The following is an 18,927-nucleotide window of genomic DNA, read 5'->3' on the forward strand; positions in this document are numbered from 1 at the left end:
CAATTGGAGTAAAGCTTCATCATTAGTGATCTTATGGAGCATAATTTCAACAATGATAATGACAAAATGTGACCAAGCGCTAAAAATAATTACATGGGGTTATCATGTGCGAGGTAAAAGCACCCCATGGTGATGTTAGAAGTGATTATGGGTGACCTGTTATGGCCAAACTCATTAGTGATAGCATTCTGAATAAATACAACAAGAATTATGTGATGCATTTCATACTGGCTATCCCGTGGCGTATAAGCTCCTTCTGAGCATTTTATCTTTATTCCGGAAGCAGTTAATAAAATACAGCATGCTGCCGTCAGAATGAATTGTATTTGTCTTGTAGCTTCAGGTTATAGCCTCAAATCCGCTTGCGCAGTAATTGAATAACAAACATACCTTATGACTGTGTTCACATTTTTCTATCTTTTTGCTTGATGCAGCAACACTCCACAACATAACATAAAACAGAGCAAAACTTCAAAATATATAAGGCGGAACTGGATGTCACTATTAGCCAGGCTGGAACAAAGTGTACACGAAAACGGTGGGCTGATTGTCTCATGCCAACCGGTACCAGGCAGCCCTATGGATAAACCTGAAATTGTGGCTGCAATGGCACAGGCAGCGGCTTCGGCGGGTGCGGTCGCTGTGCGCATTGAAGGCATTGAGAATCTGCGGACTGTTCGTCCCCATCTTTCTGTTCCAATTATTGGGATAATTAAACGTGACCTTACAGGGTCGCCAGTCCGTATCACTCCCTATTTACAGGATGTTGACGCCCTGGCGCAGGCAGGTGCCGATATTATCGCTTTTGATGCCTCATTCCGCTCTCGCCCGGTTGATATTGATAGTTTACTGACACGTATTCGCCTGCATGGATTACTGGCGATGGCAGACTGTTCAACCGTGAATGAAGGCATAAGTTGCCATCAGAAAGGAATCGAATTCATTGGTACAACATTGTCTGGCTATACCGGCCCCATCACGCCGGTTGAGCCAGATTTGGCAATGGTGACGCAACTGAGCCATGCAGGTTGTCGTGTTATTGCCGAGGGGCGCTATAACACGCCTGCACTGGCGGCCAATGCTATTGAGCATGGTGCCTGGGCAGTTACCGTTGGTTCCGCTATCACCCGTATCGAGCATATCTGTCAGTGGTTCAGTCATGCAGTAAGACGCTGAACAGGAAAAGAAAATGAACACGCTTACTATTGATATTTATGTCTCAGAGAATGATCCGACGTTAATAATGCTATCGGCAAATACGATACCCAGGCCTGAAACCTGTTTGAACGCAATATCGGATAGCTGCTATTTCAGGTATCCGGCAGGACATACGTCTGGGCATCACCATTGGTGGAGCATAAATGTTCTGCCTTTTACATCTCATGATTACCGTCATTGAGATTAACAAAAACTATTACTTGATCTGAATATCGTATCGTCTGAATGATGGGAAGATAAAAATACACAGACGATGACCGCAACTCTACTCAAAACCATAAGCAGGAAAGAACTATGATTACACATTCTTTCGGCATCGTTAATTATCTTGTATTATTTGGCTACCTCCTGGCCATGATGTTAGTCGGTGTCTATTTTTCCAGACGGCAAAAAACAGCAGACGATTATTTTCGCGGTGGTGGCCGGGTTCCTGGTTGGGCGGCTGGGGTCAGTGTATTTGCTACTACGTTAAGCTCAATTACATTTATGTCAATTCCTGCCAAAGCGTTTACTTCCGACTGGACGTTTATCATTGGTCAGTATCTGGCTATCGCAATTTTACCGCTGGTTTTTTATTTCTATATTCCGTTTTTTCGGAAATTGAAAGTCACATCAGCCTATGAATATCTCGAAGCACGGTTCGATGTGCGCTGCCGTCTATTCGCCAGCATGTCATTTATGTTGTTTCATATCGGACGTATCGCCATTATCACTTTCCTCACCGTGCTGGCCTTGCGCCCCTTCATCGCTATAGACCCGGTGATTTTGGTACTGTTGATTAGCGTGATGTGTATCATTTATACCTGGATGGGTGGAATTGAAGGAGTAATATGGACTGATGTTATTCAAGGCCTCTTACTTTCTGGCAGCGCGATACTGATTTTTATAGTGATATGTCTCAAAGTCCAGGGCGGCATTGGTGAAATTTTTACGGTGACGCAGCAGGCGGATAAATTCTTTCCGGCTACGCAGTTCCACTGGAGCTGGACGGAAAGCACAGTACCTGTATTGATTATTGGTTTTCTGTTTGCCAATATTCAGCAATTTACTGCCAGTCAGGATGTGGTCCAACGCTATATCGTGACTGACTCCATAGAGGAAACGAAGAAAACATTACTTACAAATGCCAAACTGGTTGCTGTGATCCCTGTTTTCTTTTTTGCTATCGGCTCGGCATTGTTTGTCTACTATCAGCAACATCCACAATTATTACCGGCGGGATTCAACACTGGCGGCATTTTACCCTTATTCGTGGTCACCGAAATGCCAGTCGGCATTGCAGGGTTGATAATCGCCGCTATTTTCGCTGCTGCGCAGTCCAGTATCTCCAGCAGCTTAAACAGCATTTCTAGTTGTTTTAATTCCGATATCTATCAGCGTTTGAGTCATAAAAAAAGAACGCCTGAAAACCGTATGAAAATAGCTAAGTTAGTTATTCTGGTCGCGGGCCTAATAAGTAGCGCGGCCTCGGTATGGCTGGTCATGGCCGATGAATCAGAAATCTGGGATGCATTTAATAGTCTGATAGGTCTGATGGGAGGGCCAATGACCGGTCTGTTCATGCTGGGCATTTTCTTTAAACGAGCAAATGCCGGGAGTGCGGTTTTAGGAATTATTATCAGCGTCATTACCGTGCTGGGCGCACGCTATGCCACTGACCTTAACTTCTTCTTTTATGGGGTCATTGGCTCGCTAAGCGTGGTGATCAGCGGCGTTATTTTCGCCCCGTTATTTGCCCCGGCACCGCCATTGACGCTGGATGAAAAACCTGAACCAAAGGTGACATTATGATTTCATGATACCACGCTATACCGACACAGCACACGGTGACGCCAACGCCCGGGGCGACAATACCGGGCCAGGTATAAACCATCCGTCAAATGGCGCGCTATAAACACCGTAAGAGCAAACAGATTACTCTCCAGTGATGTTCTGTCATAAGTTGGCAACGCGATGTAAATATTCCCCCTCCTTTACTTACATCGCGCTTTTTTTCATGCCGCAGACTTGATAGGCTCTGCTCTGTTCGATATTGCAGGCTTTGTGCCGCAATCAGCCCTCAAGAGCAGGAACTATATGGAGCCTCAACCCCCACGTCTTAAACCCGGAAAAATCCTTGACACTCTGGGTGCTATGCAAAAAAGCCTGACACGTGCCTCCCAGCGTATTGCGCAATATATTTTAGCCTTCCCCAGACAGGTGACACAGTCATCTATTGCCGATTTGTCACGCGAAACACAGGCCGGAGAAGCCACGGTTATTCGCTTTTGTCGCACCCTGGGCTATAAAGGTTTTCAGGATTTTAAAATGGACCTGGCCATTGAACTTGCCACTACCGAGTCTGATGACAGTAGTCCTCTACTGGATGCCGAAGTTAGCGAATCCGACGATGCCCACGCCATTGGTTTAAAATTGCAGAACACCATTAGTAATGTATTATCTGAAACGCTAAATCTGCTTGATATGCAACAGGTTCTCGGTGTCGTGGACGCCCTACGTCACTGTCACTCAGTTTATATCTTTGGTGTGGGCTCATCGGGGATCACGGCGCTGGATATGAAACACAAGCTAATGCGTATTGGTTTACGGGGCGATGCGGTAAGCAATAACCATTTTATGTACATGCAGGCTACGCTATTAAAAGCAGGCGATGTCGCGATGGGTGTCAGTCACTCGGGCACATCGCCAGAAACAGTGCATTCACTCCGATTGGCCCGACAGGCTGGTGCCACCACAGTCGCCATTACCCATAATCTGGGTTCTCCATTATGTGAAGAGGCCGATTTTTGCCTGATCAATGGTAATCGGCAAGGAATGTTGCAGGGTGACTCGATCGGTACGAAAGCCGCGCAGCTTTTCGTCTTTGACCTGCTCTATACCCTTCTTGTACAGTCCTCGCCGGAACAGGCCCGAGAAAGCAAATTACGGACAATGAATGCCCTGGACATGACAAAATAATTCCTTTCCCGTACAGGCGTCATTTTCCTTTTTTGTCCATGAGTCTGCTGGATGCTTTATAGATAACAAAGCCCGGTTTCCCGGGCTCTGAAAGTCAATGCTATATTAGCTGTATGCGTGAAGCGTTCGCTGACAAAGCGCCGAGCGCACGCAGTCGTCTTTGTTGAAATGCACAATCCCTACCATTTCATCTTCTTCAAAGCGTTCCAACGCATCGCTCAACCCGGAACGCACGCCGCGCGGCAGGTCGCATTGCGTAATATCGCCATTGACAATGACCGTGACATTTTCGCCTAATCGCGTCAAAAACATTTTCATTTGCGCCGCAGTCACATTTTGCGCCTCATCGAGGATCACGACCGCATTTTCAAAAGTACGCCCACGCATATAGGCGAACGGGGCAATTTCTACCTTACCGATTTCCGGGCGCAAGCAATATTGCATAAAGGACGCGCCTAACCGTTTAAGCAGGACATCGTAGACGGGCCGAAAATAAGGCGCGAATTTTTCAGCGATATCACCGGGCAAAAAACCAAGGTCTTCATCAGCTTGCAATACCGGACGCGTCACAATGATCCTCTCGACGTCCTTATGAATCAATGCTTCTGCCGCCTTTGCCGCACTGATCCATGTTTTCCCGCAGCCGGCTTCGCCGGTCGCAAAAATAAGCTGTTTACTGTCGATAGCGTTCAGATAATGCGCCTGTGCTTCATTTCGCGCCTTAACAGGAGAGGTATCGCGACTATCGCGCGCCATGCCAATGGCTTCTACTCCGCCCATCTGTACCAGTGACGTGACCGATTCTTCTTCACGTTGCTTATGACTACGCGAATCTCGTCTCAACACACGCTTTGCTTCACGACGAGCTTTGATCACTGCTTTTTGTCTTCCCATGGATAGCACCTTGAGTTGTAGGTATACATCACCCGCGTTCTCTTGAACGCGATTATGCGCACACACATCTGAGGGTTGGCTTCCTTGTAAGCCTTAGCTTGCTTTTTGAAACGACGCCACACACGGCTACGCGCACCACATATGACGTCATGGGTATGGTCAGTAAGGGAAATGATGAGAGCTTTTAAGATGACAAGACCACCACCGGAGAGAGAATGTCCGTACAGGGTGTTGTAACTACTGTAAACAATGTGTCCTGGTGCGGACATTACCATTCGCGATCTCCATAGTGAGTGACCATCACTGCCGGGGAACTACCGCTATTACTACTAAGTACAACACAAAACATCAATAATGCAACAATATATTCACCAAGCATTAACCAAAAATTATTGCGTCATTGTCAGTCTCTTACAGAAAGATTACACGATTATTTCATCGGCAGGAGACTAAAAAAGATAATCATTAGCTACTGCGGGTATTAATGCTGAAAACATCCATAACCCATTGAATAGTCAACATATAAAAGGTTAAAATGGAGTAATTAACGTGTCCTCTCTCCCATCGCTAAAACGGCATTATTTATGCAAAATTTTGTGCGGCATACTTACGCCAGTAACGCTGACTCGTTTTAATTTTTGTCATTACTCTATTGCGTCAAGGCTATTGGTACCATTAACAGGCGATTTCATATATGGCTAGTTAGTGATTACTTGAGATGTATTACGCCCGCGTTAACGGCGCTCAAGGGCTAAAAATAGTTTGAGAGAGCGTCCTCATTTACCTGAACATCTTCAGTCAATCGGTCCGGGACTTATCAGAGGACCAGGCAGGCGTATAACGCCGCCTGGTAAAATATGTCCGATGGCAATAATGCTATCGGACATGTCGGTTATTCCGCCTGTAGCTTCGACGGCGGCGCGGAATGATAATGCGCGTCCGCTTTTGCAAAGCGTTCCTGCATCGCTGCTGTCGGCGCTTTGCCAAGCAGGCTAAAGATTACGATCCCCAGGCTGCCGAAAATGAAGCCAGGGATGATCTCATACAGATCCAGCCAGCCATATTGTTTCCAGACGATAACCGTCACCGCGCCAATAATCATTCCCGCCAGCGCGCCGTTACGTGTCATACGCGACCACATCACAGAAAACAGGACAACAGGTCCAAATGCCGCGCCGAATCCAGCCCAGGCGTAGCTCACCAGCCCCAGCACACGGTTATCGGGATTCGCCGCCAGCGCAATGGCGATCAGCGCTACCACCAGCACCATCACTCGCCCTACCCATACCAGCTCTTGCTGGCTGGCGCTTTTACGCAGAAAAGCCTTATATAAATCTTCCGTAATCGCGCTGGAGCATACCAGCAACTGACAGCTCAACGTCGACATCACCGCCGCCAGGATAGCAGACAGCAGAACACCGGCAATCCACGGGTTAAACAGGATCTGCGCCAGTTCAATAAATACGCGCTCTGAGTTTTGGTTCACCGCCCCGGCCAGCGCGGGGTTATTGTTAAAGTACGCAATGCCAAAGAAGCCCACCGCCACCGCGCCCGCCAGACACAGAATCATCCAGGTCATACTGATACGACGCGCATGAACAATGCTGTGATGGGAGTCCGCCGCCATAAAGCGCGCCAGGATATGCGGCTGACCGAAGTAACCCAGTCCCCAGCCCATCAGGGAAATAATGGCGACAAAATTCAGCCCCTTGAGCATGTCGACATTCTCGATGCTCTTTTGCTTGATCACCTCCAGCGACTCGCTAAAACCGCCTACGCCGACAATAACCATCACCGGCGTCAGGATTAACGCAAAAATCATCAGGCTGGCCTGAACGGTATCCGTCCAGCTAACGGCAAGAAACCCGCCGATAAAGGTATAAATAATGGTTGCCGCGGCCCCCGCCCACAGTGCGGTTTCATAGCTCATACCGAAGGTGCTTTCGAACAGTCGTGCTCCAGCGACAATACCTGACGCGCAATAGATAGTGAAAAACAGCAGAATGACCAGCGCGGAAATAATACGCAGGACTCGGCTCTTATCCTCAAACCGACCGGTAAAATAGTCCGGCAACGTGAGCGCGTTATTGTTAAATTCGGTATGCACGCGCAGGCGCCCGGCCACCAGCTTCCAGTTAATCCATGCGCCTAACGTCAGGCCAATGGCGATCCAGCTTTCAGAGATCCCCGACAGAAAGATAGCGCCAGGCAGCCCCATTAACAGCCAGCCGCTCATATCCGACGCGCCGGCTGATAAAGCCGTAACAAACGGCCCCAGGCTGCGACCGCCAAGAATATAGTCATCAAAGTTTTTGGTTGAGCGCCAGGCGATAAACCCAATCAATATCATGCCAAAAATATAGACACAGAATGTCACCAACATCGGTGTGCTAATAGCCATCAAGGTTCTCCAAATTTATTTATTGGCACTACCGTAGCGTGCCGTTTTGTACCCTGCCGGAACGTGGCAAGGGTGTTATGTTTACCAGGGCGACCGTATCCTGCCGGAAGCGGTGGTTATTCACAATCGATTTAACACACCATTTACATCAAATTTGATTGCAGAGGGATACTATTTTTCTCCAGGTTGCACTCTCTCACATTTTTTGCGGTTGCACCTTTTAAAAGTGTTAACTACCGCAGAGAAAATAAATCCAGATGGTTTTCCCCGTCAGACTCCCACTTTCTTTTTTTAACAATTTATTCATTTTTAAGCTTGCAACGCAGGTCACATTTAACGCGGTTGCACAAAGTTGCAACATAGTGGATATTTTCCGCTAACTATTGGTTAGCAGATAGAGCGAATAACAGGAGTAGAGGGTATGGGAACCACCACGATGGGGGTTAAGCTGGACGACGCCACGCGCGAACGGATCAAAATGGCCGCCTCGCGTATCGATCGCACGCCGCACTGGTTAATAAAACAGGCAATCTTTAGCTATCTGGACAAGCTGGAAAATAGCGATACGCTACCGGAGCTACCTGCGCTGTTTGCCGGCGCGGCAAATGAAAGCGAGGAGCCGGTCGCGCCGCAGGATGAGCCGCATCAGCCCTTTCTGGAGTTTGCCGAACAGATTCTTCCCCAATCCGTCTCTCGCGCCGCCATCACTGCCGCCTGGCGCCGCCCGGAAACCGATGCGGTGTCAATGCTAGTGGAACAGGCGCGCCTGTCGCCGCCTGTCGCTGAGCAGGCGCATAAACTGGCGTATCAACTGGCGGAGAAATTGCGCAATCAAAAATCCGCCAGCGGTCGCGCGGGTATGGTACAAGGCCTGTTGCAGGAGTTTTCCCTCTCTTCGCAAGAAGGTGTTGCGCTGATGTGTCTGGCGGAAGCGCTGCTGCGTATTCCCGACAAAGCTACGCGCGATGCGTTAATTCGCGACAAAATCAGTAATGGCAACTGGCAGTCGCATATTGGCCGTAGCCCGTCGCTGTTTGTAAACGCCGCCACCTGGGGGCTGCTCTTTACCGGCCGACTGGTCTCAACGCATAACGAAGCTAATCTTTCACGCTCGCTGAACCGCATTATCGGCAAGAGCGGCGAACCGTTAATCCGCAAAGGCGTCGACATGGCGATGCGTTTAATGGGCGAGCAGTTCGTGACTGGCGAAACCATTGCTCAGGCGCTGGCGAATGCCCGAAAACTGGAAGAGAAAGGGTTCCGCTATTCTTACGATATGCTGGGCGAAGCCGCGTTAACCGCCGCCGATGCGCAGGCCTATATGGTTTCTTACCAGCAAGCGATTCATGCCATCGGCAAAGCGTCTAACGGTCGCGGTATTTACGAAGGGCCAGGCATCTCGATTAAGCTGTCCGCCCTGCATCCACGCTATAGTCGCGCGCAATACGATCGGGTAATGGAGGAGCTTTATCCGCGCCTGAAATCCCTGACGCTGCTGGCGCGCCAGTATGATATCGGTCTCAATATCGACGCCGAAGAGGCGGATCGTCTGGAGATCTCGCTCGATCTGCTGGAAAAACTCTGCTTCGAACCCGAACTGGCGGGCTGGAACGGCATTGGCTTTGTGATCCAGGCTTACCAGAAACGCTGCCCGCTGGTCATTGATTATTTAGTCGATCTGGCCTCCCGTAGCCGCCGTCGGCTGATGATTCGTCTGGTGAAAGGCGCCTACTGGGATAGCGAGATCAAACGCGCGCAAATGGAAGGGCTGGAGGGCTATCCGGTTTATACCCGCAAAGTGTATACCGATGTCTCTTATCTGGCCTGTGCGAAAAAATTGCTCGCCGTCCCTAATCTGATCTACCCGCAGTTCGCGACCCATAACGCACACACACTGGCGGCGATTTATCATCTGGCCGGGCAAAATTACTATCCGGGTCAGTACGAATTCCAGTGCCTGCACGGCATGGGCGAACCGCTGTATGAACAGGTCACCGGTAAAGTGGCGGACGGAAAACTTAACCGTCCCTGCCGTATTTACGCGCCGGTGGGAACGCACGAAACCCTGCTGGCCTATCTGGTACGACGCCTGCTGGAAAACGGCGCCAACACCTCTTTTGTCAACCGCATCGCCGATGCCACCCTACCGCTCGATGAACTGGTGGCCGACCCGGTCGAGGCCGTGGAAAAACTGGCGCAGCAGGAAGGTCAGGCTGGCATACCGCATCCGAAAATTCCGCTGCCGCGCGATCTGTACGGCGAAGGTCGGATAAACTCCGCCGGACTTGATTTAGCGAATGAACATCGCCTCGCCTCGCTTTCTTCTGCCCTGTTAAGCAACGCCATGCAGAAATGGCAGGCCAAACCTGTGCTGGAACAACCGGTGGCCGACGGTGAGATGACGCCGGTTATCAACCCGGCGGAACCGAAAGATATTGTCGGCTGGGGACGCGAAGCGACAGAAAGCGAGGTTGAACAGGCATTGCAAAACGCGGTCAATCAGGCGCCGGTTTGGTTTGCGACGCCGCCGCAAGAACGCGCCGCCATTTTGCAGCGGGCGGCGGTATTGATGGAAGACCAAATGCAGCAGTTGATTGGCCTGTTGGTGCGCGAAGCGGGGAAAACGTTCAGCAACGCCATTGCCGAAGTGCGCGAAGCGGTAGACTTCCTCCATTATTATGCCGGTCAAGTGCGTGACGATTTCGATAACGAAACGCATCGCCCGTTAGGGCCGGTGGTCTGTATCAGTCCGTGGAACTTCCCGCTGGCCATTTTCACCGGCCAAATCGCCGCCGCGCTGGCGGCAGGTAACAGCGTTCTGGCGAAACCGGCAGAGCAGACATCGCTGATTGCCGCCCAGGGCATTGCCATTTTGCTGGAAGCGGGCGTACCGCCGGGCGTCGTGCAACTGTTGCCGGGACGGGGAGAAACCGTCGGCGCCCAGCTTACCGCCGATGCGCGTGTACGCGGCGTGATGTTTACCGGTTCCACGGAGGTCGCGACGTTGTTGCAGCGCAACATCGCCACGCGTCTTGACGCCCAGGGCCGCCCTATTCCGTTGATTGCGGAAACTGGCGGTATGAACGCTATGATTGTCGACTCTTCCGCGCTCACCGAGCAGGTGGTCGTGGATGTGCTGGCTTCCGCTTTCGACAGCGCCGGACAACGCTGTTCCGCGCTCCGCGTGCTGTGTTTGCAGGACGATATCGCCGAACATACGCTGAAAATGTTACGCGGCGCGATGGCGGAGTGTCGGATGGGGAATCCAGGCCGTCTGACGACCGATATCGGGCCGGTGATTGATAGCGAGGCCAAAGCCAACATCGAGCGTCATATCCAGACGATGCGCGCCAAAGGCCGCCCGGTTTTCCAGGCCGCGCGTGAAAACAACGATGACGCGCAGGAATGGCAGACCGGTACGTTTGTTATGCCCACGCTTATTGAGTTGGAAAACTTCGCAGAACTGGAAAAAGAGGTCTTCGGGCCCGTGCTGCATGTCGTGCGTTATAACCGTAACCAACTGGCGGAGCTTATCGAACAGATTAACGCTTCCGGCTACGGGCTAACGCTGGGCGTACATACCCGTATTGATGAAACCATTGCGCAAGTCACCGGTTCCGCCCATGTCGGCAACCTGTACGTTAACCGTAATATGGTGGGCGCGGTTGTCGGCGTCCAGCCGTTTGGCGGCGAAGGCCTGTCCGGTACCGGGCCAAAAGCGGGGGGGCCGCTCTATCTCTACCGCCTGCTGGCACACCGCCCGCCCAATGCTCTCAATACGACGCTGACTCGTCAGGATGCGCGCTACCCGGTGGATGCGCAGCTTAAAACCACGCTACTCGCGCCGTTGACCGCCCTGACGCAATGGGCGGCGGATCGCCCGGCGCTACAGACGCTCTGCCGACAATTCGCCGATCTGGCGCAGGCCGGCACGCAGCGCCTGCTACCGGGACCGACCGGCGAGCGTAATACCTGGACGCTATTGCCGCGTGAACGGGTGTTATGCCTGGCTGATGATGAACAGGATGCGCTGACACAGCTTGCCGCCGTTCTCGCCGTCGGCAGTCAGGCGCTATGGTCAGACGACGCCTTCCACCGCGATCTGGCGAAACGTCTCCCCGCCGCCGTCGCGGCGCGTGTCCAGTTTGCGAAAGCGGAAACACTGATGGCGCAGCCGTTTGACGCGGTGATTTTCCACGGCGACTCCGACAAGCTACGAACCGTGTGCGAAGCCGTCGCCGCCCGCGAAGGCGCGATAGTGTCGGTACAGGGGTTCGCCCGCGGCGAAAGCAATATGCTGCTGGAACGGCTCTATATTGAACGTTCGCTGAGCGTAAACACTGCCGCCGCTGGCGGTAATGCCAGCCTGATGACAATTGGCTAATACTGTGGTTAATTAAGGCTCCGTCAATGGAGCCTTTTTACTCGCGTCAGAGGACCGTATGAAACGAATTTTCCTTACCTGCGCTGCGTTGTTGTTCAGCAGTCAGGCGTTGGCTGATGAGTGCGCCAGCGCCAGTACGCAGCTGGAAATGAATCGCTGCGCCGCCGCGCAATACCAGGCGGCAGATAAAAAGCTGAACGAAACCTATCAAAGCGCGCTTAAGCGTGCGCAACCGCCGCAGCGCGAGCTGTTGCAAAAAGCGCAGGTGGCATGGATTGCCCTGCGCGACGCCGATTGCGCTCTGATTCGTTCAGGTACGGAGGGCGGCAGCGTGCAACCCATGATCGCCAGCCAGTGCCTGACCGATAAAACGAACGAACGCGAAGCGTTTTTAGCCTCGCTGCTGCAATGTGAAGAGGGGGATTTGAGCTGCCCACTGCCGCCTGCCGGTTAACGCACGCGAATCCCTTCAATAATAATGCGCTGAACGCTTTCGACCGTTTGGTTGAAAAAGGCTTCATCGCGAAGCGTCGCGCCGGTTACCGCTTCAACCTGAGGGGCAAAATCGGCGTAATGTTGCGTGGCGGCCCAAATCATGAAGATCAAATGGTGCGGGGAGACGGGCGCCAGTTTCCCGCTGTGCACCCATCCGGCAATCAGCGCGGATTTTTCATCTATCAACGCTTTTAGATCGCCGGTCAGTTCCTCCATTAAGAGCGGCGCGCCCGCCAGCATCTCCATGCAGAAGAGCCGCGACGCCTGCGGATAATCACGCGAAACTTCCAGCTTGAGACGGATATACTCTTTGATGGCCTCCAGAGGGGAAAATTCTGCGCGAAACGCCTTGAGCGGCGCCAGCCAGACATCCAGGATCTGTCGCATTACCGCGACATACAGCGCCTCTTTCGAGGGATAATAATAAAGCAGATTGGTTTTGGAGACGCCTGCCCGCTCGGCGACCTGCTCAAGACGCGCGCCATGAATGCCATACTGGGAAAAAACAGCAAGCGCGGCGGTTAAGATAAGCTGCCGTTTTGCACCGGTGGCCTGCGAGCGTTTCCCGATTTTTTTCTCTGTGCGTTGCGACATGCGCCCTCTCCTTTTTGTCAGGACGCAAGCATACCAAATCCGGCTTATAAACAAAAAAACCGCCGGAAATCCGGCGGCGGTGGCGCATGACGCTTTTTAGCGCGAAACGCTCAGCGTCTTGCTGTTGTGACGCAGGCTAGCTATTACGGTTACTGCTTTTGCCCCCTTTTTTGCCTGCTTCGGATGCACGCTGCGGGTCATTCTTAAAATTGCCCCCGCTGTGCTGACCACCTTTACGACCTGCTTCTGATGCTCTTTCGCGGTCTTCCGCAAAATTACCGGAACCGCCACGATGGTTTGCCATTACTGACCTCCGTCATAGATTAGACATCATATTGCATAGGTAATGAGGAGTATCTCCTCGCGCAGCGTATGAACGATATCATCAGTAACGCCGCGTAACATTAAGCATAGTGAAAAACGCCGTGGTAGGCCGCTTACCGAAATATTCTGCAACATCAGAAGCCGAATATGCAGAATAATAACCATAAGAAATAAATAAGTTATTCTTATATTTAGAAAAATCAAAGCGCTTAAAAATGTATCATTTTGCAACAAAGGTCGCCAAATTAATTATTGTTATAAATCAAAGAAATGGCGCTGAAATTTGCACTCTTCACAGGAGAGCATATCTTTAAATAGACGTAGCGAATCGCTACACACCTGATTAATCTGAGGAGTAGTACAAATGGCAAAGATTCTGGTGCTCTATTATTCCATGTACGGACACATTGAAACCATGGCGCACGCGGTGGCGGAAGGGGCAAAGAAAGTCGACGGCGCAGAGGTCATTATAAAGCGTGTGCCAGAAACAATGCCGCCTGAAATCTTCGCAAAAGCTGGCGGTAAAACGCAAAACGCACCGGTTGCCACCCCACAGGAGCTGGCGGATTACGATGCCATTATTTTTGGTACGCCAACCCGGTTTGGCAATATGTCAGGCCAGATGCGTACCTTCCTGGACCAAACCGGCGGACTGTGGGCATCCGGCGCGCTATACGGCAAGCTCGGCAGCGTGTTCAGTTCTACCGGAACGGGCGGCGGCCAGGAGCAGACGATCACCTCGACCTGGACTACGCTTGCCCATCATGGGATGGTGATTGTCCCGATAGGCTATGCCGCACAGGAACTGTTTGACGTCTCCCAGGTTCGCGGCGGCACGCCTTACGGCGCAACGACTATCGCCGGAGGCGACGGTTCGCGTCAACCAAGCCAGGAGGAACTCTCTATCGCTCGCTATCAGGGGGAATACGTCGCCGGTCTGGCAGTCAAACTCAACGGCTAATCTTCAACAGGAGGATTCGAATGCCAACTCAAGAAGCAAAAGCGCACCGCGTCGGCGAATGGGCAAGCCTGCGTAATACGTCGCCGGAAATTGCCGAAGCCATTTTTGAAGTCGCTCACTATGACGAGAAACTGGCAGAAAAAATATGGGAAGAAGGTAGCGATGAGGTGCTGATCAAAGCCTTTGAGAAAACGGACAAAGACTCGCTCTTCTGGGGCGAACAAATCATCGAACGTAAGAACGTATAACACAAACGCCCCCGCCTGCGCGGGGGCATACGGCTATTTTGCGGCAGTGTTCATGACGTTATCGAACTTATCCAGCGGACAGAAGCCGTTCGCATCCACCGGACATCCTTTCAGTTCCAGGGTTACCCTTTGCGCGGGCGATTTGAGCGTTAACGCTTCCGCATTGCGTAACTGCCGGGCGCTCTGGTAGACATACTCGATTTTCATCAAATCCCGGTTAGCGTTGCCGTCATGCCAGCGTTGGAAGACAAGCTGGCCGCCAATCGGCGTTCTCTCATACTGGTCATGGAGCTGATAGGGTTTAAAATCCAGCGCCGTCAGCAGCGACGCGATATTGGAGTCATGCCCCACCAGCACGGTCACCTTCGGCGCGCTAACGCGATCGGCAACCAGCACCTTATCGATATATTTCACCAGCGGCGCAGCGACATTGCGCGCCACCGTGGGTGAGGTAAACAGGCTGTCCTGATAGCCGTTTTTCAGTTTTGACAGCACTTTCCACTGCCGATCGGTGTGGATCCCGCCCCAGGCGACCTGATCCATCGGAAACCCTTCGTAATATTGCAGGGTAAACGCATCCACCAGCGAGTTCCCTACTTTCAGCGGCCCCTGCACGCCAGGCTCTTGCTGATAGTTCGCGCTGAAGGTATCTTTCGCGTCGATTAGCGAACACTGATGCTTCTCTTTGCAGGACGGCGAGTCCTGATAATGCGTTATCTGCTCAAGCAGTTTATAACTCTCATCAAGATGTAGCTGACTACGCGCCTTTTCCATCGCCTGTACGGCCTGTTGCCGGAACGCGGCGGAATCATCGGTAATCACCGGATTGAAGGTAGGATCCATAGTGCCCATTTTTTCCTGATGATGAACAGGAATATCACAGCCGGGGAAAGCGCCGGTAATGAAAAATTGCGCGGTGGCGACGGTGCGCTGCAAACTATTCGCATAGGCATATACCGTGTCGGGTGCCGGACATTCTCCCGACGGTATCAGCCCCTGCGCGACCAGCCATTCACGTGTGTAGTGTCCCATATAGACTTCCAGCACGCCGCCTTTCGTCGTCAGTTGCCCGCCGGGAACGTCCCACGCCGGCCAGGCATTCGGCGTCGACTGCGCCAGTACGCTGCCATTATTCGCCAGCGGTGCCCGCAGATTATGGCGGCTCATCATCAGCACCTGTTGTAATTGATAACCCTCCGGCGTTGTCTGCGCCTGTACGGCGGATGACAACAAAACAGCCCCTGCCACAGCAACAGCGAGTAATGATTTTTTCATCCCTATGACCTCTTATTGTTATCAAATCGTTCTGAGTGTGACAGAAATGGATCATTTTTCCGGGAACGATTTCGCAAAACGGGGGTTTTTCTTACAGTAAACGCGTTAGCGCCGGGAAACCCCGGCGCATATTCAGAACGTTTTTGCCCACCACAGCCGAAGCTTCATGCCCCAATAGCTGGTCCAGCCGCTGGTGGTGAACACAACCCGACCTTGTGAAACCACCACCAGCGTTGGCGTCACGCTGATTTCCCAGCCAGCAGATAAGGCGCCATTAGCATCATTGACGACCGGAAAGTCAACGCCCTTGCGCGCCAGCCAGCGGGCAACCTCAGCGTCATCGCCGGAGCGGAGCGCAACGGTCATGACGTTTTCCCCTTCCGCCGCCAGACGAGCGACCGTAGGCGTAGTAAAGCGGCATACCCCGCACCAGCTGGCCCAAAAATAGAGCAGTACGGGGCGTTCTTCGCTCAATGTCGCCAGAGTTGTCGACTCTCCCGTCAGCGTATGTAACGGTGTCGCGGCAAACGCCGGAGGCGCCTGCGGCGCGCGCCAGACGTCCATGACCACCATTATCGCGATGAGGAGCGCCAGAAAAACCGCGGCTTCACGCAGCCAACGCCGCAGTTTACCCGCCATTGGCAGCCGCCAGTTTTTCTTTCACCACCGCTTCCAGCGTATCCCAGGGCACTGCGCCCGGAATCAGCTCGTCGCCAATGATCGTCGCTGGCGTTCCTTGCACGCCGACCAGCCTTGCCAACTGCAAATTAGTGCGTATCGTTTCCATGCTTTTTTCATCCAGCGTCACTGGCGTAGCCCCTGCTTTCTGCTGGGCCTGTTTAATACTGTCATCCGTATGGTAACCGCGCTTTTGCATGAGTTTTTCATGTAGCGCGAGGAACTGTTGCGGATGCTCGCGCCAGGTGGTCAGCGCAATACGCGCCGCCAGTACGGAGCTCTCTCCTTTGAATGGCAGCGGTTTAATAATGACCGCAACGTCAGGATATTTCTGCACAATCTTTTCCAGCATCGGATCGAGCTGTTTGCAGTACGGGCAGTTGTAATCCGTAAAGTTCACCAGCGTCAGCTTAGGGTGTTTAGTGCCTATCCGCGGGCTGGCAGGATCGTTAAACAACGCCGCATGGATCAGATTTTCAATCTGCTTTTCCTGATCCGGCGTAAAAGGGGCGGTTTCTTGCGCGATGCTCAGCGTCGAAAACAGCGCCAGCAGTAAAACAATCATGTATTTCATTGGGTTATTCCTTTCGCTTTTTTCAACGTTTGTAATACCGCATCGCGGGTCAGCAAAGTGGGCAGTGCCTCCCCTTCCGGCAAGCCGGGGCCATATACCTGATTAAACGGCACGGCGACCTGACCACGCGTTTTCAGAAAATCTGTAATGGCATCGGACGGCAGCGTCCAGTCTCCCCGCAGCGCCACAACATCCGGCTGTTGCAAGGCGTCCTGCACATCCTCTTTTTGCAGGACGTTGTATTTATTCACTTTACAGGTAATACACCAGTCCGCAGTAACATCGACAAATACCCGCTTATGCTGCGCCAGCGCCGACTGGATTGCCTGTTCACTCAACGGTTGCCACTGAACCGTGTCTTGCGCGCTCTTTGACGCAGTGAAGCCGAAATGCGGCAGGAGTAACGTCGCCAGCCAGATAGCCGACCCCAGCATCATCAGACCGAGGATCCTGCGCAGGACATTCATCCAACGCCCGGGGCGCGGTAAACGTAGCGCAAGCCCTGGTCGTATCGCGACCAGTAGCCACGGCGCGCTCATTCCCAGGCCAAGCGCAAGGAACAGCCCCCATAGCGTCGGCAACGACGCCGTGAGCGCCACCGCCACCGCCGTACCCAGAAACGGCGCGCTACAAGGCGTCGCCAGCAGCGTGGCGAACGCCCCCTGCCAGAAATGTCCCGACATACCGTTACCGCCGTAAGTGGCCAGTTTCGTGGTCATAGATGAGGGAAGCCTGAACTCAAAAAGCCCGAACAGGCTGGCGCTAAACAACAACATCACCAGAGCCATAAAACCAATAAACCATGCATTCTGGAACTGGACCCCCCAGGCCAGCGCATGGTTTGACAGGCGAAGGAGGGTCATAAACGCCGCCAGCGCCATAAATGACGCAATGATACCGGCGACCGAAGCCAAAAATTGTCGCCTGATGTGAGAGCGGCTTTTTTCCTCTACCAATAAAATAGAGCCAAGTTTCATGCCCAGAACCGGCAGCACGCAGGGCATTAAATTAAGAATCAGTCCGCCGATCAGCGCCATCATTACAACTTGCCAGAAAGGTAGCGCCGCATTGTCCGGCGTTTGCGCTGGCGCAGCGCCAATGGTTTGCGTGCTCTCCTGGGCGATAGCGCCATCGGCTAACACGAGGGTCAGCGATTTGTTGCGCAAATCGGGCGCCTTTTCGCCCCAACTGTCCGTCACCGGCACCGTCGCCTGTAACCTGTCGCCCTCTACGCGCAGGCGAGGCTTCGCAAAATCGACGTCATCTATGGTGTCAAGATAGAGCCCGGGCGATGACCAGCCCGCCGCTCGCGTAGCAGTGACCACCAGTTCTCCCGGGCGATAGCCGACCTCAAGCGAGTCCGTTAGCCCACTGCGGAGCGGAACTTTACCCATCGCCCGCGCATAGTCATGGGCAAAATCGGCATTCTGCACAGTGGGCGTCACGGAAAAGGGGTAATCGGTCAACAGACAAACATTGCTGCAGGTTGATAACGTCAACACGCCGCTCAAGGTCGCCGGCGGCGTACCGCGCACGATCATCGGAAAGGTCACCTCGTCGTGATATCCCTGGGTGGTGATATTCGCCACATCAAAGCGCGAGGGGGTTGGCCAGAACCAGCTTACCTCAGGCATGTCGCCTTTCCAGGCGATAGAGGGTGCCACGCCCCCTTCCCCCGGCGCGCGCCAGTAGGTTTTCCAGCCGTTTTCCAGTTTGACATCCAGCAACAGCCGGGTCTCACCGTTAGCGGACGTATCGGCACGTAGCCGTATGCTGGCATGGTCGTTATCGGGCGAACGCAGCCAGCCGCTTTCCGCCGCCCAGGAGACGGGCAGCCAAAGCCATAACAGGCAGAACAGTATCCGCCTGAACAAAATCATCATATTTTTTCTCCGTGAATGAGTAATTAACCGTTAGCAATAA

At 52.7% G+C, this 18,927-nt stretch carries 15 protein-coding genes; 7 read left to right on the top strand and 8 right to left on the bottom strand.

From position 1 onward, the window contains the following. Positions 1-495: 495 nt before the first annotated feature. From NA389_RS11305 to NA389_RS11315, 3 genes are all read left to right on the top strand, one after another. Complete coding sequence (locus NA389_RS11305) at positions 496-1,176, top strand: N-acetylmannosamine-6-phosphate 2-epimerase (protein WP_000054244.1); 681 nt, start codon at positions 496-498, stop codon at positions 1,174-1,176. A 336-nt stretch (positions 1,177-1,512) separates the two neighbouring features. After that, positions 1,513-3,009 carry a sodium:solute symporter gene (locus NA389_RS11310; RefSeq protein WP_000628083.1) on the top strand — a complete coding sequence of 499 codons (1,497 nt, stop codon included), beginning with the start codon at positions 1,513-1,515 and terminating at the stop codon, positions 3,007-3,009. Between the two features lie 285 nt (positions 3,010-3,294). Beyond that, entirely contained in the window at positions 3,295-4,176 is an 882-nt protein-coding gene (locus tag NA389_RS11315; protein WP_000433674.1) for a MurR/RpiR family transcriptional regulator, read from the top strand. 105 nt (positions 4,177-4,281) lie between these two features. On the opposite strand, the gene phoH is transcribed toward NA389_RS11315, so the two are convergent. Together phoH and putP are read right to left on the bottom strand one after the other, a co-directional pair. Continuing rightward, on the bottom strand, positions 4,282-5,070 hold the full coding sequence (phoH, locus tag NA389_RS11320) for a phosphate starvation-inducible protein PhoH (protein ID WP_000533527.1): 789 nt from the start codon (positions 5,068-5,070) through the stop codon (positions 4,282-4,284). A gap of 892 nt (positions 5,071-5,962) precedes the next feature. Then, complete coding sequence (putP, locus tag NA389_RS11325; protein ID WP_001018467.1) at positions 5,963-7,471, bottom strand: sodium/proline symporter PutP; 1,509 nt, start codon at positions 7,469-7,471, stop codon at positions 5,963-5,965. A 421-nt stretch (positions 7,472-7,892) separates the two neighbouring features. On the opposite strand from putP, the gene putA reads away from it, so the two are divergent. Beyond that, positions 7,893-11,855 (top strand): trifunctional transcriptional regulator/proline dehydrogenase/L-glutamate gamma-semialdehyde dehydrogenase, encoded by a 3,963-nt coding sequence (gene putA, locus NA389_RS11330; protein ID WP_000537519.1) that lies wholly within the window; start codon positions 7,893-7,895, stop codon positions 11,853-11,855. 58 nt (positions 11,856-11,913) lie between these two features. Continuing rightward, positions 11,914-12,309, top strand: a complete 396-nt coding sequence (locus NA389_RS11335; protein ID WP_000821064.1) for a lysozyme inhibitor LprI family protein — start codon at positions 11,914-11,916, stop codon at positions 12,307-12,309. Here NA389_RS11335 and rutR read toward each other — a convergent pair. After that, entirely contained in the window at positions 12,306-12,944 is a 639-nt protein-coding gene (gene rutR / locus NA389_RS11340; RefSeq protein ID WP_000083128.1) for an HTH-type transcriptional regulator RutR, read from the bottom strand. The genes NA389_RS11335 and rutR overlap by 4 nt on opposite strands. A gap of 136 nt (positions 12,945-13,080) precedes the next feature. Next, positions 13,081-13,248: a general stress protein gene (locus NA389_RS11345; protein ID WP_001273663.1), complete on the bottom strand. Its 168-nt coding sequence runs from the start codon at positions 13,246-13,248 to the stop codon at positions 13,081-13,083. Positions 13,249-13,632: 384 nt separating this feature from the next. Between NA389_RS11345 and wrbA the strand changes: the two genes are divergently transcribed. Beyond that, positions 13,633-14,229 carry an NAD(P)H:quinone oxidoreductase gene (wrbA, locus tag NA389_RS11350; RefSeq protein ID WP_001062898.1) on the top strand — a complete coding sequence of 199 codons (597 nt, stop codon included), beginning with the start codon at positions 13,633-13,635 and terminating at the stop codon, positions 14,227-14,229. A 20-nt stretch (positions 14,230-14,249) separates the two neighbouring features. Beyond that, positions 14,250-14,477, top strand: coding sequence for a YccJ family protein (locus NA389_RS11355; RefSeq protein WP_001143125.1), 228 nt, complete (start codon positions 14,250-14,252; stop codon positions 14,475-14,477). Positions 14,478-14,510: 33 nt separating this feature from the next. Here NA389_RS11355 and agp read toward each other — a convergent pair whose 3' ends face one another. The 4 genes from agp to NA389_RS11375 form a co-directional block, all read right to left on the bottom strand. Further along, positions 14,511-15,752: a bifunctional glucose-1-phosphatase/inositol phosphatase gene (agp, locus tag NA389_RS11360; protein WP_000749201.1), complete on the bottom strand. Its 1,242-nt coding sequence runs from the start codon at positions 15,750-15,752 to the stop codon at positions 14,511-14,513. Between the two features lie 132 nt (positions 15,753-15,884). Next, a complete protein-coding gene (locus NA389_RS11365; RefSeq protein ID WP_000907525.1) occupies positions 15,885-16,391 on the bottom strand; it encodes a protein disulfide oxidoreductase in 507 nt (168 codons plus the stop codon). Then, a complete protein-coding gene (locus NA389_RS11370; RefSeq protein WP_000876694.1) occupies positions 16,381-17,004 on the bottom strand; it encodes a DsbA family protein in 624 nt (207 codons plus the stop codon). The genes NA389_RS11365 and NA389_RS11370 overlap by 11 nt, the downstream gene beginning before the upstream one ends. Further along, positions 17,001-18,887: a protein-disulfide reductase DsbD family protein gene (locus NA389_RS11375; RefSeq protein ID WP_000972972.1), complete on the bottom strand. Its 1,887-nt coding sequence runs from the start codon at positions 18,885-18,887 to the stop codon at positions 17,001-17,003. Before NA389_RS11375 ends, NA389_RS11370 begins: the two co-directional genes overlap by 4 nt. Positions 18,888-18,927: the final 40 nt, after the last annotated feature.

This window comes from Salmonella sp. NW645 (genome assembly GCF_051703725.1).
Classification (GTDB): Bacteria; Pseudomonadota; Gammaproteobacteria; order Enterobacterales; family Enterobacteriaceae; genus Salmonella; species Salmonella enterica.